Here is a 16,740-nt window from a genome sequence, read left to right on the forward strand (position 1 = left end):
TGATCCGGCAAGGGTAAAGCACGGTAAGATAGGCAAATATTCTCAGCAGAGGCTTAACAGGAATGAATGCAGCACAGATTATTGCCGAAATGCGGGTATTACCGCAGATCGACGTGGAATTTGAAATTCGCCGCCGGGTAGATTTTATAAAACAACGCCTGATAGCCTCAGGCATGAAGACACTGGTATTGGGAATTAGTGGTGGCATAGATTCCACTACCTGTGGCCGCTTGGCACAGCTGGCCGTAAATGAACTGAACCAAGGCGATAGCGGCTATCAATTTATTGCCGTGCGTCTGCCCTATGCAGCCCAGCAAGACGAAGCAGAAGCACAACTGGCTGTCGATTTTATTCAGCCGAGCAAAGCTATAACGGTTAACATTCAAGCCGCGGCCGATGCTATTCATCAGGCAAGCTGGAGTGCGATGGCCGCGATGGAGCTGGCGACGGCCACAGCAGCACAGGCCGATTTTGCCAAAGGTAATGTAAAGGCGCGTAGCCGGATGGTGGTGCAGTACCATATTGCCGCTTTGCTCGGTGGGCTGGTGTTAGGCACAGATCATTCCGCCGAAAATATTACCGGCTTTTACACCAAATGGGGCGATGGCGCCTGTGATCTGGCTCCGTTGTTTGGCTTAAGCAAACGCCAGGTACGCTTACTGGGCAAAACACTGGGGGCTCCGGACATATTAGTGGGCAAAGTGCCAACGGCAGATTTAGAATGTCTGGCACCACAAAAAGCCGACGAAGCCGCGCTGGGTCTGAGCTATGAACAAATTGATGATTTTCTTGAAGCCAAAACGGTAGCAAAAGAGGTTAGCGATAAGTTGATAGCTATCTATCTGAAAACACAACATAAGCGCCAGCCAATTCCTACTATTTACGACTAACATCGCCCTTAACCCGCGCTAAAACAGGCTGCGTTAAAACTTTAATGCAGCTTTTAATTTACAAAAATTAAACCATACTTATTGCTATATCCAAAAAGCAAGGAATAGCTATGCGGGCTTATAAACAACGGGCATTTAGTTTGCCGGAACTCATGGTAACTCTGGCCGTTCTCATTTTGCTGGCGACTATTGCTGTACCGGCTATGGCTGCCTTTATCGACTTTCAGCGGGCTCAGGCCTATATGCGTCAGTTTAGTCAGCATCTGGCCTTTGCCCGGGTTGCTGCGGCCAGCAGTAACTTGCCGGTGCAATTATGCCCACAACAGGCTGGCCAGTGTCAGAACAATTGGCAGCAACTACCGTTACAGCTTTCACTGCTGTACCCTGGCAGCAATGACAGTAAGTTACTACGTGAAATTGCACCGCCGGCTCAGCAGCACAAACTACTGTATAACCGCGAACGGCTCACCTTTCGCCGCGATGGTAGTTTAAATGGCTTTGAAAACGGCACTTTTTATTATTGTGGCAAAGCAGGCAGCGACTGGCATTTTCGCCTGGTGCTTAACCAGGCCGGACGCAACCGCTTAAGCCATCAAACCACCGCTTGCCCGGTAAACTAGTGCCAGCAACTCAAATATTGCGGGCTTTGCACGTTACGCTGGCCAAAATGGTTAAGCGTGAATTCGGCGCAGTCCGAATCTGCCTGCTGCAAACCTATGGCCGTCGCACTTAACAGATAACCCTGAGCTTCAGCTTCCAGTGTAATCTGATAGCGATAACGGCCAGACTGCTGCAAGCTTTGCCAGCCCAGCAACGAGAAATCGTCCGTGTAGCGGCCATAATCAGCAATATACTGCTCCTGCGCATTCGCCAACATATATAATTGGCTGCTGGCCTCTGCCCGATAGGTGTGTAGCACATAGCGCTGATACGACGGATAACAAATGCTCACCAGAATCGCCACTATGGCTACCGTTACCATCACCTCCAGCAAAGTAAACGCCTGTTGCGGTTTAGCCAGCTGCATCTTAGTGTGCGCCATATTCAGTCTGAAAAGTGGCCAGCCTGATCAACTGCGGAAACTGTGCTGCCGTTAGCGGCTCGGTGCAATCTGCGCACTCGGATGATATAGCCTGCAACTCCGTTTCTAACGACTGCGTTAACTCGCCACGCTGCAATACCAATTGCAAGCCACCATTTTCACTTTGCTCAAGTGCCAGTTCACCACTTTGTTGCAGTGCTACCTGCCTGGCACGTTGCGTATACACCAACCCGGCATGATGCAGATGCAAAGCATGCAGTAAAGGCGACGCATCTGCAGCCAATGTGCAGTCTGAGTCTGCTGTACCAGCCTTTGCTGACAACAGATAGACGACACCAGCATACACCTGAGGTTTGCTGATAAGTTGCCGTGGCAATCTGACGTACCAGCCAGATGATTGCTGCATTGCCATCCAAAGCTGCTCATCTATCCCATGACGTTGCTCTTCTGCGGCTATACTGCTGCGATCTGTTAAATCAGATAACACAGCCACAGCAGCGCGCTGCGGGCGATGTTTTAACGCAATTACAATACTGGTTTGCTGGCTATCAGACGCGGTTAGCAGCAGGGTAATTTGATACTGTAACTGGCCTGAAGGCGCCGGGGCACGGGTTTTAATCAATTGCAATGGCTGCTCAAACCTATACCCCAACCCAGAAAAATCGGCTATCAGTTCAGCTGCAGCAAAACCACTGCGGCCCAGCCCAACAAACCACAGCAGGCCAGCGGCATCTATCAGGTACACAGCATCGGCAATACCGTCATAGTTACTATCCAGAACCGCTGGCTGGGCCAGAATTGCACCGATTTGGCCACCGGTCACGGGCCATTGCTGCAACTGGTCAAGCAACTGCAGATTATTGGCATTATACAAAGCTAATACACCTGCCGCAGTGGGCGTCGCCAGGCTGAGATTATTATGAATAACCACCTGTCGTGGTTCAGCGCCTAAAATGGTTGCAGCCAATACAGTATTAACCGGCTCAGCGGCTGACTGTAAACACGCCTGCAGCGGAAAACACAGCCCAAGAAAACTAAACAGCAGAGCCCTCCAACCAGACATAGACTCACTCCTCTGCCAGATTTTGCAGCAGCAATAAGCTGGAATATTCGATAAAAGCCTGACGATTAGCGCTAAACTGCTGCGATTCGTGACGAATAACCGCACACTGCAACACGCCCTCACTCCAGCCGGCATAAGCGCCAGGACATTGCGCTAACAGTTGCACCGGTATGGCCTGGCCGGCAACAGGCAACGCAGCCAGATGTTGCTGCAATGCCTGCTGCGAAAGTTGAAGTTGCTGTTGTGCCGCCAACGCACTTTTATGACTTAGCTGAGTCACCGTTAACATCGCCGTCAGCAGTAAACTCATTACCATTAGTAGAATTAACGAAATTAGCAGTACTGCGCCGCTTTGCCTTGTCATTGGCCACCTCAGTTCAAAGTTGCGTTGGAGAAATACACACTATTGCTTATCAGCAAACGACGATAATGATCATCAGGTGCGGTAAAACGATGCACACCCAATTGATAAGTCTGGTTATTGCGGTAATGGATATCCGGCTGAGTTGAGCGTAATAAAATATGATAACGAAGACTGACAACAGCGTTTCTTTGCCACAATTCTGCTGTCATTTGTTCGGTGGGTAACATGTAATTCAAACTGCCGTCACCATCGGCATCCACCCCAAACTGAAAATGCATTCGTTCAACGCCATCAAGCACAGAGTCGGTGCTGATCACCGCCTGACCACTATTGCTTCTGGCCAGCCGTTTACGCATTAATACCGGCACCTCAGTATCGTCATGTTGCTGGGTTTGCAGATAGAGCACCAAATGCTGATACGGAAAATAATCCAGCGCCGGGTTTAGCTCAGCACTGCCACTATCAACAAAGCGGGCATGTTGCCAGTCGGTTTCAACATAGAAGCGGTTTTGCCGCATAGCGGCAGGTACAGCATATTGCCCGAGCAAGCGTTTAACCTGCAGTAATTCAGAGCCGGCTATCGGCTGGCTTACGCAATCCAGCGGCCGGCCCGGCTGTACTTTCTCGGCATACAAGGTTACAAAAGATTGGCCTGGCTGCGGAAAGCTGCCGCTATCGAGTCCTGCCTTAGCGCAATCAGCTAGAGGCGGCGCTAAGGCGGCGGCCTGCAAAATGTCGTCAAGATCTGAACGGCCGCCCCAAAAGCCAACGTTTGCCAGTTCATTGTGCAGTAAATTCATCACTAGCTGGGCATTTTGCTGCAACTGTGCCAATTGCTGGGTTTGCCTTACAGACCGGCTAAGGCTGCCAAAAGCGGTAAAAGTAACACCGAGTAAAAACGTCGCCAGCAGCAGCGCTATCATCAGCTCAGTTAAAGTGAGCCCTTTACATTTGCGCATAACTTAACCTGCAGCAATGACAAAGTGACTACGACCCGCTCCCGGCTGACATCCCTGGGCGCGGCCTTGCTGCGTCTGGCTAACAGAGCGCCAGCTAACAGCAAGTGATACAGCCCCAGCCGACTGCTGCAAACAAAATTCAGCCTCTGGCAGCGGTGCACCCGCTTCAGGTTTTAACAACTCAAACCATTGTTGTAGTTGCACTGCAGCTACCTGGCCAGCAGTACAGGGTTGGGTAGGAGAACACTCGGGTGCGGCAGGAATTTCTGACTGCAGATGTAAACGTGAACCTATAACATTGGCCAAGGCACTGTTGCTTTGCATTTCCTGCACCAGCGCATTACCAAGCGCCAGCGCCTGAGTACGGTAAGTGGCGTCACGCACTTGCTTTAAAGCCAGTGTCTGTGCCGCCAACACACCAAGTAAACCTATGTTAAGTACCAGTAGGGTTACCAGTACCTCCGTCAGGGTAAAGCCATGTTGTAACCGCATATCCATATGCCCAAGGTTTTAAATTAACCTTAAAGTTACAACATTATTTCAAAAGATCAAATTTAATTACCAGCAATTTCTAACCGTAGTAGCGTCAAAACCACCGGCAGCTCCTTTTCGACCCGCCTGATTAAGCGTTAGTGTGCCGCAATTATCTTGTTGAAGCGTTGTCGGAACAGCCTGCAACGTATACGTTCGCTGCCCTAAATCAGCCGCAACAGAACTGAATTGATATCTAGCAGCCAATTCAGTACCGCATTGAAAAGCAGGCAAGACGAACCCAACTGGGTTATATCGCATGTTTTGCGTATAATTCCTTTCCATAAACTGAGCAATTTCAGTAAGGCAGGCTACCGCAGCGGCTCGATTAGATCGCTGAACGTAGGCTTGATATGACGGCAAAGCAACCGCAGCCAATATTCCCACTATTGCAACAGCAATCATTAGCTCAACTAAGGTAAAGCCTGCAAGTTTTCTATGTTTTATCATCATTGGTTGCTTACCTCTCGCCAGGACAAACGACCACGCTTAATGTCCAAATTCACTGGATCGGTATTCAGCGCTAAATTGGTTGTATTGATAATCATGGTAGGTGGACCTGACGAATTACTGGTATCAAATACCGGCTCTCCTGGCATACCTTGAAATTTTACGCCACTGGCAGCTGTTCCATCAGGCAAAGCGTCCTTAGCTTCAAATTTCTTATCCCGGGATAAGTCAAAGAAGTGATAATCCAAACGACCTCCGGTATAAGGGTCGACAGCCATTATCCAGCCATCACCTTGAGGATTACATAAATCAGAATCAGGAATAATGGTATTCATCACCAAATTTGAACCTATTATTCTGGGTTGAGAAGTTATGCGTTCACGACTGTCAATTAAATCCATTACCCACCCGCGCTTGCCATTTAAATCAGTTTCAGATGCAACAGGTACACGGCGGCCTGGCCGAACCTCACTGGTATCAGGATTAGTGTAATCCAGATTAGCCATAGTTCTTTCAACAAGCTGCGCACGTGAACCGATGGTTGAGCCATCAGTAATACCATACCAGCTCTGGGTATCAGCGTTTATGCTATCACCGCTTTCATTAAACTTGCCTGTGCCAAAAAATACCCATAGCTGAGCTGTCTTAGGATGCGTGCTTAAAGTGATGCCGCCTGTAATGGGCTGAGGTTTATCTGATTTATCTTTTGCCGTAAACAGTGGGCTGCCATTGTAAGCCACTTTCCATGAAGCTGCTGTGCCGCCAGACAAATCAAATTTCCACACATTACCATTTAGATCACCGCTAAAAAACCAATCGGTGTTGCCATCACCATCTGCATCCCAGCCTTCAATCTGACTGAGTCCATTTGCAGCTGCTGGTGCTTCAATTTTGGTTGCCGTGCCCGTTTTAATATCAACTGCGATAATTCCGTCCTTATTCGCGCTGTTGTTATAGCCATAAGGCAAAAGCACAGACCAGCTACCGTCGTTCAGCCTCGCTACGGTAGGTCGGGTAGTAACAATGCCAATTTCAGGCAAGGTTAAGTCCCACAGCAGCGCTACTTCAGTTGGTTTAGTAACGTCTAGAGCAAAAATGCTATTTCCACCACGACCTAAAGTGCCGATCAAAATACTGCGCCAGGCACCATTTATGTAAACATCATTTACTACAGGTGAGCCGTCTACAAAAAACTGGTGCTCGTAATCTGTAGATGAAAAGCTTGCCAATGTTGAACCAGCTGAGACAAATTTACGCGGCACATAAGCAAAAATCTCCTGACCTGCAGTACTGCTTTTGGTATCAGCGTTAAAACCATGTAACATACCGTCGTTAGCACCAACATAAACAACAGGGCTTCTGGTTTTCATACTATTCAGAAACGATGCATATCCACCGGCACCTTCCCAACCGTAACGCTGATAGTTACGATTCTGAGGTGCTGCAACATACACTGGTGAGGAATGTGCAATATCACCCAGTAAAGACACCCGTTCACGGAAACCACTTGGGTTAGTCGCCGATTTCTCTTTAGTTTGATCTCCACGCAGGTAATCGACTATTTCTCTACTTTTTAACACAGCTTGCTCAGCGGCATTAAGTTTGTCCCAGTCAAAATCAACAAAAACGTTATTTCTCGAGGTATAAATTTTACGTTTAGACAATTCAGGGAAGTTAGCTCGCCATTGTACTTTAGTCAGATCTTTAACATCTCTGCTAACCAAGTCACCCGTCCAGCTTTTAGTATTGAAAGATGCCTGGAACACACTATTGTCTTGTTGTAGTGTAGTTGTGGTAGACGCAAGATTAGATGCAGACGCAGTTCTTAGTTGCAGGTTTCTTAGCGTGCTAGTTAACTGATCGGCAAACTCCTGCGGACTTTTTGCACTAAAAAAACCGCCTTTGCCGTTTACTGCAGCGTGAATAAAATCATCAACTTTTCCAGGGTCTGCGGCGCAGGTAGCACAACCTGGATTTGTCCAAACCGCCGCATCTGGCTTTGCTTCTTTTACGTCCTCATACTTAAGTGAACCTACGACACCTAAACCGACAGTATAAGTGACCATGTGTTGCCAATCAGCATTATCGAATGAAGAAGTGGGTACGTTATTAACCAAACCGCTACTCTCACCAGTTCTTAGATCTTCACTCCAGTATTTGTATGCAACATCAGCTAAAGTGTTCGAATAGCCATCACCATCGGCATTCCCTACATCCGGCGAGTTCTCTTCATTCCAGCCGCCATCACTCATCAGAATAGAAAAGTTTTGTCTACAGGAAACTAAACCACTTTTATCGTCTTCCGGTATCGTTAAATACGGCTCATCTTTTTTAAAATACTCACCAACTTCCTTTAATGCTCCACGAAGTGGGGTTGAGCTGGTTCTGTCAGGTTGGCCATACAACCAACTAAAAAAACTGCTCCTGTCCGTGCCAGAAAACTCTCGCACCCCACGCTTAACAGGGTCATTGTTAATTGCCCCGTAACCAACTCGCATAGCTTCTGGTAATGTTGCAAAAGCACGACCTATGCCAGCAAGAGATGCCATTTTACGTGATCGATAATAGCTGTACCAGATTGCAAAATTTTTCTTAATTGTTGAACTCTGCTCTGCAACTTTATATCGCCGGTAACAAGAATTACTTTCTACATCATTGCACAGGGTTTTATCGAATAAATAATAATCAGCAGCTCCAGCTTCGCCACAATACTGGTCGTTACTTCCATTTTGGTAATACCAGGTAGCTCGGAAGTCTTTACTCAAATCAACATGCCCAGTCCAGCTGTAGCCATCTTTTGGAGCATTGGTAAACGAGGGGGTGTTATTGCTTGTGCCATCTGCCTTTGGTGGCACTATGTAGGTTGTAGCAGGGTTAAAATACATTTCATTGTAATCTGGAGAGCGCCCTCTACGACGTTGAAATTCAGTTGAATTATTTTTACAAATATTTCTAATACCATCAGGAATATAGGACCAAGCCATTGAACCAGAGTCGTCAATAACAAACATTAAATTAACAGGAACATCACTGCCAGTTTGTAAAGGCACCTTGGGTATAGCTAAATCAGCAGCCGCCATGCCAGACATCAAACCGAAGCAGATTGAGACTAAAGAATACGTCAATTTTGTAAACCTATTTTTACCCTTTAACATTTTAGCTCTCCTGCGTTTTATAAACGCCAAATCGTTTGCATTACAACTTGCGCCGTATCATTCGCCGGCACTGTTCTGGCCGTAATGCGAAAAGTGGGTGATAGGCAATCTGGATCTATAGTGGTTGATCTGGCGCAATCAGGACGCGCTGGTGATGCCCACTCTCCCATATACTCCATAATATATTGTGCTTGCGCTGCCATGCCTTGATTAACAGCAGGTGCATTTACCCACGCCGTATTATTGTCAACCCAACGGTCGATATTACCTGGCACTGGCAGGCCATATAAACCAGCCTGCACTCCGACTGAATCTGCAGGGTTTGGTCTTAAACCTTCAAGCACTAACTCTGCTGCCCGCAAAGCAGACTCTATCTGTTGCACAGCCAGCTGCCGCTCGTAAAGATTTGACGTCATGCGCTCTTGCATGACCGAACGTTGCATGCTTGAAATGGTTAGCATAGTAATCGCCAGTAATAACAGTAAACTTACGATCAGAGCCACACCATGTTCTGCTTTAGAGCTCTTCATCTACACCTCAAAGTCTATTTCTGACGGCAGCCAAAAACGTTATTGTTCTTTGCTCAGCAGCCAGTTGAATATTAGGAAACGCAGCCTGGTCAAGTACTATATTTACGTTTACTGCAACCATGTTGCCCATATTTAGCGCTGCAGAAAACGGCACTAACGCAAATGGCTGGCCACTATATTGAAATGTTAATGACGCCACACCTGCCAAAACTTCCTCAGCAACCACTTGTCCGCCGATGACCGTTTCGCGAAATAATGAGCGTATAGCATTATTTCTAATTCCTGGCCCTACAAACCAGCGCACGGACTCAAGTCGCAATATCATGGAGTCTGCGCCGAATAGCTTTGGCCTAGGCGCTGCACAAACAAAAGGATCGCCGATGATTCCCAAATCGGCTGAACAATTCATAGTACCGGCAACAGCGTGACTTAAATTAGTTGCCCCAACTGCAGAAACTTGAAAAATAGACGTTAGCGTGTCGTCACAAACTAATGCTATGTCGCCAGCTTGCAATGCTGGTGCAGCACTCAATGTAAAAACTGGCGGCGCATGTGTAACAACTGAGCTACTCGTGCCTGTACCATACATTAATCGGATTGATTCATTACCGTTTGCATCAGCAGCAAATCCCTGCAATCCGCCAATCCAATCTGCCCATGCGGGAGTTACACCTGCCACTTGAATTAAGCTAACATCGCGTGTTGCATTATTGCAGCCGGAAAAGCCCGCACTTCGAATATCTTGAGACAGTAATTGAAATGCCAAGCGTGTACTATTTTGAAGATTAGATAAGTCTGTTGTTGCCCTTGCTGTATTCTGGTTAGAGATAAAAACACCGATAACACCAGCCAGCAGAATCAAGCTAAGTGCAAGCGCGATCATCAACTCCACCAGAGTAAAGCCCTTGTGCTGATTAACTACAGTCATGGTCTTGTCTCCATTACAACTACGGAGTTGGCATTGAGACGCTGATCACTCCAATCTATGGTTACCCGATAAACACCATTGTCCCATGCAACATCTGCGCACGTCTCGCCATCTGTCGCACTTTTAACGTCATCAAACCAGGCCTCAGTACCTGCGACAGCTGAGTTGCAGTCCATGTTGAAATTGCCTTGACGAGCTCCGATAGCATTAACTCGCATAACTTCAAACAAGGTTTCCGTCAGCACTACAGCCATGGCTCTCTCATGTGAGGTATTGGTGCTCCTAAGGCTAACAGACTGTAAACCTGCTACCCCCAAGATGCCGATTGCTAATACCAAAACTGATATTAGTACTTCAAGCAAAGTCACTCCCTTTTGCGTTCGGATGGCCCTCATATTATCTCCTCCGGCACTGCGCATAATGTATTAGTCGAATTCACAACATCTACTTGTCCTCCAGAGCTAATACCTATATCTCTTATATTCATTACACCACTAAACTTTAAACAAACCCTTAAAACCGAGGTTAACGGTACATTCCCTTGATCTCTGACCAGACCTTGTGGCACAAAGCGGATTTCGCCATCCGAATCGGCAATACTCTCAGCTTCCAGTATCATGATTTGATCAGAATGCAACTCACCAACGGCCATAATATTTCCAACAACAATACCAGTAGCAGGTCTTGGCTGAGCAATTCCAACTAACCAGCCTTGCCAGCCTGTATTGGCCGGCTCTGAACATGTTGTGGCATCAGAAGAGTGACAAAACAAAACTGCACGATTAAGCTTTACTGCTTCGGCTTTAGCCAAGTTTAGCGCAGCAACAATTTGATTAACCTGCCCGGTCAACCTGTTACCCTGAACCAAAGCGGCAAAAGACGGTACCGCGACAGTTAGGACGACAGATAGCACAGCAACCGTTACCATTAGCTCTACCAGAGTAAACCCCGTTTCAATGGCTTTTTGCGTCTTATCGCAGCGCGCTTTTTTACATCCAGCTTTAGTCATATCAAAATCAACTCAGAGTTTTAGCGGAATTTTATAGCTAAACCATACTGCTGAATGTTTTCCAGGCAAACTGCTTTTTGGACAAACGGTAGTATTGCCGGATAAACGGCAGGCCGGACAGTTACATCAGGCTGTCACGTAGTGATGCCACTTCACGGCGGCTGACTTCAAGTTTGTCATCACAGCCATTTAGCAGCACCCAGTGGCGGCCATCCTGACTGAGCAAACGGGCGAAGTAGGCTTTATTGATTAAGGTGCGCCGGTGAATGCGTACCAAAAGTTGCGGAAATTGCTGTTGCAGTTGCACCAGGCTTTGCTCGATTAGAGCCTCGCCCTGCTTAAACACCATCCGGACATACTTGTCATCGGCGGTAAAGTAAAAAATGTCGTCTAGTGCCAGTTGGCGTTTAACGCCAGCCTGCAGATAGGTAAGCTTGGCGACAACAGTTTTTTTCTCCAGATGCGCCCGGGTTAGCGTACCGGCTTTTTGCAATGCAGTTTGCAGGGCTTCGGCAGCAACCGGTTTTAACAAGTAGCCCACCGGGCTGGCCTGATAGGCATCCAGCGCATGTTGCGGGTGAGCGGTAACAAAGATAACTGCCGGTGGTACGGCCAGTTGCAGTATCTCTGTGCCCAGGCTGATACCGTCTTGCTCTGGCATAGCAATATCCAGCAGCACTAAATCAGGCTGCAGTTGTTTAATTTGCTGCAGAGCCTGGCTGGCATTTTCAGCTTCGGCTACACACTGATGCTCGGGTAGCTGCGCCAGCAGGCGTTTTAGCCGGGCTCTGGCCAGAGGTTCGTCATCAACAATCAGTATACGCATTAGCCCGCTCCAGCCTGTAGCGGAATAACCAGCTTCACGCGGAATGACCCATTTACCACACTCTGGCTTAACTGCGCTGCACTACCATAGTGCAACTGCAAACGCTGACGAATATTATCCAGCGCTATGCCGTTGCTGGCGCGGCCTGAGGGTTTTAAATTGAACGGATTAACAATAACGATAGTAACTGACTGGCTGCTTTGCAAAATATCCACCTGCAGGGTAGCCGTTTGCGCGCAGCTTTCTATGCCATGGCGCACGGCGTTTTCCAGCAGTGGCTGCACAGTTAATGCCGGCACATTCAGTGCAGCCAGATTATCAGGTTGTTGCCACTGCACCTGCATGCGCTTACCCAGACGCCATTGCTCCAGCGACAAATACTGTTTTGCCAGTGTGAGCTCGTCTTGCAGTGTGACCATTTCACCGGCATGCAATGCGGCACGAAACAGTGCGGACAGATCCAGCAGTGCCTGCTCAGCAGCAGCAGGTGCGACATGAATTAATTCGGCGGCAGTATTAAGGCTATTAAATAAAAAGTGTGGCTGAATACGGGCTTGCAAGGCAGTAAGTTCAGCTTTGCTTTGCGCTTGCAGCTGAATACTGCGCTCGCTGTGCATAATAAAAAACTGCATAGCGATAATGGCGACAATTAACGCCACCATCAGATTACCCAGGGTAAAACTAAGCAGGCTTTGGCTAAACATAGCATGGCCGCTGGCAAAACCGCTATGCGCCAAAAAACTTACCAGCATCGTTAGCAGCAAAAAAATACCACTACAACTTAGTAATATATTCAGTGGAGATAAGCGATTTAACCTGTTGCGCAGCAGGCAAAACAGCAAGGTCGTTAACAATGCCACCCAGTGCACGAATAAACTGATTAAACCCAGCCTAAGCCACAGTTCGTGGTGTGTACCGGGCGCAAATGCCAGTACCACCGCTACCGCCTGTGCCAGCACAGCACAGCGCAACAAAAAGCGGCCATGGCATAAATACGGTAGTTGTAACGCAGGCAAAGCCCATTGCAGGTACATCTGCTTATCCACAAAAGTTGGCATAAACAGCATAATACACCGACTGGCTTAACAAAGTTAATAGTGGCGCACTGAGGTGCCGGTACTGCGGATCAGCTAATAATGCCGGCTGTACTTTATCCTGTCCGAAGTTTAGCTCTGCGATGCAGACCAGCCAATAAAACTGATACGTCTGACCGCAGAGCTGCCATTATTACCATTGCCCACTTTGGCCCGACCCAGTGCTTCATCATAATGAATACCGCCGGCACCGGTAGCAGCAACCGTCTTCGCCAGCACAGAGCCAAACAACTGGCCGCTGCCCTGCACTTTGACATCGGTTAACGGGGCATAAATAGCCGCATACAGATCGGATGCGCCAGACAGGGTTATGCCATCAGCACCGCTATAATCTGAATAGACCGAAAACACCGGCACTCCGTCAGCGCCAACACCTGTTACCGGTGTTATCACTCTGGCAGAGGCTCTAACGCTGAATTTACCGCGTACCACTAAGGTTAATGAACTCCCCTCAGCGATAGTTAACCGGCTGTCACCCGACAGGGTTACATCACCGGCAACGAACAAGGTCACATTGCCACCGCTGATATAAAAATTACCGCCTATCGTCAGACTCTGCAGGCTATAAACCGCCTGTTGCCGGTTTAAAAAAGCCAGATTTTGTGGTGTTAAGCTAAGCTGGCTGCGGCCACTGCCCAAGGTTTTATATTGTCCCTGCAGTGGTGTCAGTGTATAAACTTCCGGCAGGGTCGTCAGCGACAGGTCCGGCAACTGCGTGGCCTGCTCTGCCAGGCGACTGCTGTGCTCAGCAATGTTCAGCGGATCACAGCTGACATAAGCCTCATCTTCCGGCGGCACTGTGGTATTTTCTATCGGTACTTCGGCAACAACATCTACACTGCTGATAAAAGGCGCTGGCGTTTGATAGTAAGGTGCCGTGCGGTAGTGCGCCACGACATTCGGCACCGTAGCTGTGCCACCATAACGCAGATCGTCAGCCGTGATCGGGCTGTTAACTGAAGTGGTCAGGTTTATATTGCCACTTGCATGTACCCCGCCACTAAACATATTGCTGCTCCAGCTGGTCAGGCTGACATTGCCAGCACTGCGAATGCCACCGGCCACCTGGCCTTGCTTCATTTCAATATTGCCATTAGCGCGCACTTCGCCCGGCACGCTCAGGCCTTCATGATAATAATGCCCCCTGGTGCGGATATGGCCGCCAACAATGCCCTGCGTGATCCTTACATTGCCATTGGCGTGAATATTGGCCAATACCTTGCCACTGGATTGGTTATAGGCGGCACCGGCCAAAATACCCCCACCTATTTCACTGCCACCGCTTAGGGTAATACTGCCATTGCTATGCACTTTGCCACTGATGGCAGAAGAGCCACTGATCACTATATTGTTGGTTGATAAAACGTCGCCAAAAATAGGCGAATTGCCGGTAAGGCTAATATCGGCAGTACTGCGTAAAGTACGCACAGTGGCATTATTACTGGCGCCGGGGCGGTTATAGGCGCCGTCCGCTGAGTCATAGCTGTCTATCAGGCCACTACCATTTAACAACACACCATCACAGCCGGTAATACCATGGCTAAAAGGGGACGCCAGCGCCGGCGCAGCAGCTAAATGTTTGCGTAATAATGCCTGATTACTGTATTTGCTATCGGCGTATCGCTGCCCACGCGCCAAAATTGATATATTTGCGGCATCTATTGCCGTGCCAACCGCTTGCAAGCCACGTCCACCGCCGGTATCTGTTTGCTGGCGGCTGGCTGCGGCCAATAACTCTGCGTCGGTTGCTGCCGGGTTGCGCCACAACGCATCGTTCATACGATGGAAACTATCGTAGCTGGCTCTGTCGGCCTGATACTCAGCATTGAGCCGCTTCTGAAAATTGCCGCTCATCCGTTCCTGCGCCACACTATCCTGCAGCACGGTAAACACCAGCAAACTGGCAGCAAACGTCAGCAATAGCACCACTACTGACGAAATTCCTTTCTGATTACAGCATCCCGGCATCTGCAGCTCCTAGGTATTATCTGCCAGAATCTGGCTTTTCAAGGCGAAATCCAATTGAATAAAACGTTCCAGCTGACCATCACCGGTCAAATCTGCTGCCGGAAAATTATCCGCCAGGCCCGGGCTGGCCAGCCGGACGCTGATCAGTTGATCTGCCACGTTAAACTGCGCTGCGCTAATACCACTAAGCAAGGTTACCCAGTCACCAGCGGCAACCTGACACTGCAACAACTCGCCCTGCCAGCGAAAACGCTCGGTAAAAGCCGCGGTTTGGGTTTGTCCCAGGCAATCTGTCACGGAGCCGGTAGCCGCGTTATGTGTTACCAGCAGCTCAGCATCCACCACCAACGCACTGGCGGCTTGTTTCAGGCTGCGCGACAGCACTATTTGCGAGCTGCGGATCACCTCTTGCGCTGTTTCCAGTTGTTTTATTTGGCCGGCGGTTTGTTTGATACTGATAAAGGCGGAACCCACCCCAAGTACCAATAACGATGACAACGCCAGCGCTACCATCAGTTCAACCAGTGTAAAGCCATGTTTAAGCATCAACAGGCCCCACCGTTGCGTAACCAGGGAAAGCTGGTATCAATATCCAGCGTATTGGCCTGGTTATCATTGAAGCGGGCGTCGTTCCAACTAACCTGGATCAGAAAGCTATTTGGTAATGCCGGTGTAGCAGAGCCCGGTGGCGGCAGCGGAATTGCACCCGGTAACGGCGTGCTGTAGCTGTAGGGTGTCGCGCTAAAATCAAAAGCAGCCGGCGTCGGCAGGCTGACAACAAAACCTTGAGGATCACGACCGGCTAAAGGCAACCACTGCTGTTGTAACGTAGCGTCGTAACTGAGCTCGGCGCGCTGTAGCGCACATAAAGAAGGCCAGGCCCGCTCTACTGCATTTTGTACCTGCACTGTAGCCACAGTATAGGCTAAACTGCTGCTGGCATACTGCAGCGCTTTCACCTGGCTAAGCACCAGACCTAGTAAACATAGCGCAGCTAACAACATGGCAATCAGCACTTCTACCAAACTAAAACCCGCTGCGCCAGCTGTTGATTTTGGATTAAACCGCTTATGCACAGGCCGCCTCCTGTACTACCAGTTGGCCGCTTAGCCAGACACACAAATGGCGTTTCGGCACCAGATTGCGCCCGTCAGTTACCGATATTGCCAGCGCAGACGACACAGCCCCAAACGGCAAAATATCCAGCGCTGCCAGACCGTCTACGCTAATGCTGCTGGATTCCGGCGGTAACGCCAGTTGGCGCAACACCTGTGCATCCAATAACACCTGTAACTGACCATTATTGGTGGCAAGTCGGATCACCTGCTCACGTTTGGTGGCTTCACTACGGGCATATTTGTACAGCGCCTGCAGTTGATTCACTACCCTGGCATGGCGTTCGTGCTGGATCATACGGCTAAAAGACGGTGCGGCTATACTGGCGGCAATGGCTATTATTACCACTACCACCATCAGCTCTAACAGGGTTAACCCTGCCTGCCGGCGCATTATGCTTCTCTCCAGCAACTGGCGCCGCCAGCAGAGCCGCGCACACCCTGTGCATTGATGCTTAACGTGCCACATTCTGCGTCGCTATGCGGCGACTTAGGTTGTGCCGTTAAGGTAAAACCGCTACCAGCATTCGCCACAACATAGCTAAACTGATAAAAACTGTGCGCCGGTACAGCATGCGCTTCCGGGTAGCGCCCGCTGCGGGCATAAGCCCGTTCTAGTATAACTGCCTGATCCAACAACACCCGTTGTCCGTCTAAGCGCCGGCCCTGTTGTACATATTGTTGATAAGACGGATAAACGATGGCAGACAAAATACCGATAATCGCCACCACCACCATTAACTCTATCAGCGTAACACCCTGTACTGTCTTCACTGCAACCCCGCAACATCCATGCAACATGACAACGCTGTCAAT

At 49.0% G+C, this 16,740-nt stretch carries 20 protein-coding genes; 2 read left to right on the plus strand and 18 right to left on the minus strand.

What is annotated here, in order from left to right:
• The first annotated feature begins 62 nt into the window (after positions 1-62).
• Together nadE and MN202_RS15760 are read left to right on the plus strand one after the other, a co-directional pair.
• Positions 63-890 (plus strand): ammonia-dependent NAD(+) synthetase, encoded by an 828-nt coding sequence (gene nadE / locus MN202_RS15755; protein ID WP_335737096.1) that lies wholly within the window; start codon positions 63-65, stop codon positions 888-890.
• Between the two features lie 110 nt (positions 891-1,000).
• Complete coding sequence (locus MN202_RS15760) at positions 1,001-1,510, plus strand: GspH/FimT family pseudopilin (protein WP_335737097.1); 510 nt, start codon at positions 1,001-1,003, stop codon at positions 1,508-1,510.
• On the opposite strand, the gene MN202_RS15765 is transcribed toward MN202_RS15760, so the two are convergent.
• From MN202_RS15765 to MN202_RS15850, 18 genes are all read right to left on the minus strand, one after another.
• On the minus strand, positions 1,507-1,932 hold the full coding sequence (locus MN202_RS15765; protein ID WP_335737098.1) for a type IV pilin protein: 426 nt from the start codon (positions 1,930-1,932) through the stop codon (positions 1,507-1,509). The genes MN202_RS15760 and MN202_RS15765 overlap by 4 nt on opposite strands.
• On the minus strand, positions 1,919-2,995 hold the full coding sequence (locus MN202_RS15770; protein ID WP_335737099.1) for a hypothetical protein: 1,077 nt from the start codon (positions 2,993-2,995) through the stop codon (positions 1,919-1,921). Before MN202_RS15770 ends, MN202_RS15765 begins: the two co-directional genes overlap by 14 nt.
• 4 nt (positions 2,996-2,999) lie before the next feature.
• On the minus strand, positions 3,000-3,359 hold the full coding sequence (locus MN202_RS15775) for a hypothetical protein (protein ID WP_335737100.1): 360 nt from the start codon (positions 3,357-3,359) through the stop codon (positions 3,000-3,002).
• An 8-nt stretch (positions 3,360-3,367) separates the two neighbouring features.
• Positions 3,368-4,318: a PilW family protein gene (locus MN202_RS15780; RefSeq protein ID WP_335737101.1), complete on the minus strand. Its 951-nt coding sequence runs from the start codon at positions 4,316-4,318 to the stop codon at positions 3,368-3,370.
• Positions 4,319-4,321: 3 nt separating this feature from the next.
• Complete coding sequence (gene pilV, locus MN202_RS15785; protein WP_335737102.1) at positions 4,322-4,810, minus strand: type IV pilus modification protein PilV; 489 nt, start codon at positions 4,808-4,810, stop codon at positions 4,322-4,324.
• Between the two features lie 66 nt (positions 4,811-4,876).
• Positions 4,877-5,302, minus strand: a complete 426-nt coding sequence (locus MN202_RS15790) for a type IV pilin protein (protein ID WP_335737103.1) — start codon at positions 5,300-5,302, stop codon at positions 4,877-4,879.
• Positions 5,299-8,454 (minus strand): pilus assembly protein, encoded by a 3,156-nt coding sequence (locus MN202_RS15795; protein WP_335737104.1) that lies wholly within the window; start codon positions 8,452-8,454, stop codon positions 5,299-5,301. The genes MN202_RS15790 and MN202_RS15795 overlap by 4 nt, the downstream gene beginning before the upstream one ends.
• Positions 8,455-8,471: 17 nt before the next feature.
• Positions 8,472-8,984, minus strand: coding sequence for a pilus assembly PilX family protein (locus MN202_RS15800; protein ID WP_335737105.1), 513 nt, complete (start codon positions 8,982-8,984; stop codon positions 8,472-8,474).
• Positions 8,985-8,991: 7 nt separating this feature from the next.
• On the minus strand, positions 8,992-9,912 hold the full coding sequence (locus MN202_RS15805; protein ID WP_335737106.1) for a PilW family protein: 921 nt from the start codon (positions 9,910-9,912) through the stop codon (positions 8,992-8,994).
• Positions 9,909-10,331 (minus strand): type IV pilus modification protein PilV, encoded by a 423-nt coding sequence (pilV, locus tag MN202_RS15810; protein ID WP_335737107.1) that lies wholly within the window; start codon positions 10,329-10,331, stop codon positions 9,909-9,911. Before pilV (MN202_RS15810) ends, MN202_RS15805 begins: the two co-directional genes overlap by 4 nt.
• Positions 10,304-10,921 (minus strand): GspH/FimT family pseudopilin, encoded by a 618-nt coding sequence (locus MN202_RS15815; protein WP_335737108.1) that lies wholly within the window; start codon positions 10,919-10,921, stop codon positions 10,304-10,306. Before MN202_RS15815 ends, pilV (MN202_RS15810) begins: the two co-directional genes overlap by 28 nt.
• Positions 10,922-11,042: 121 nt before the next feature.
• A complete protein-coding gene (locus tag MN202_RS15820; RefSeq protein ID WP_335737109.1) occupies positions 11,043-11,747 on the minus strand; it encodes a LytR/AlgR family response regulator transcription factor in 705 nt (234 codons plus the stop codon).
• Entirely contained in the window at positions 11,747-12,781 is a 1,035-nt protein-coding gene (locus MN202_RS15825; RefSeq protein ID WP_335737110.1) for a sensor histidine kinase, read from the minus strand. Before MN202_RS15825 ends, MN202_RS15820 begins: the two co-directional genes overlap by 1 nt.
• A 132-nt stretch (positions 12,782-12,913) precedes the next feature.
• On the minus strand, positions 12,914-14,809 hold the full coding sequence (locus MN202_RS15830; RefSeq protein ID WP_335737111.1) for a DUF7305 domain-containing protein: 1,896 nt from the start codon (positions 14,807-14,809) through the stop codon (positions 12,914-12,916).
• Positions 14,810-14,818: 9 nt separating this feature from the next.
• Positions 14,819-15,355 carry a prepilin-type N-terminal cleavage/methylation domain-containing protein gene (locus MN202_RS15835; RefSeq protein ID WP_335737183.1) on the minus strand — a complete coding sequence of 179 codons (537 nt, stop codon included), beginning with the start codon at positions 15,353-15,355 and terminating at the stop codon, positions 14,819-14,821.
• Positions 15,355-15,885: a prepilin-type N-terminal cleavage/methylation domain-containing protein gene (locus tag MN202_RS15840; RefSeq protein WP_335737112.1), complete on the minus strand. Its 531-nt coding sequence runs from the start codon at positions 15,883-15,885 to the stop codon at positions 15,355-15,357. The genes MN202_RS15835 and MN202_RS15840 overlap by 1 nt, the downstream gene beginning before the upstream one ends.
• Positions 15,878-16,318, minus strand: a complete 441-nt coding sequence (locus MN202_RS15845; RefSeq protein WP_335737113.1) for a GspH/FimT family pseudopilin — start codon at positions 16,316-16,318, stop codon at positions 15,878-15,880. Before MN202_RS15845 ends, MN202_RS15840 begins: the two co-directional genes overlap by 8 nt.
• Positions 16,318-16,698, minus strand: a complete 381-nt coding sequence (locus MN202_RS15850; RefSeq protein WP_335737114.1) for a type IV pilin protein — start codon at positions 16,696-16,698, stop codon at positions 16,318-16,320. Before MN202_RS15850 ends, MN202_RS15845 begins: the two co-directional genes overlap by 1 nt.
• Positions 16,699-16,740: the final 42 nt, after the last annotated feature.

The sequence above is a fragment of the Rheinheimera muenzenbergensis genome (assembly GCF_036984005.1).
GTDB lineage: Bacteria > Pseudomonadota > Gammaproteobacteria > Enterobacterales > Alteromonadaceae > Alishewanella > Alishewanella muenzenbergensis.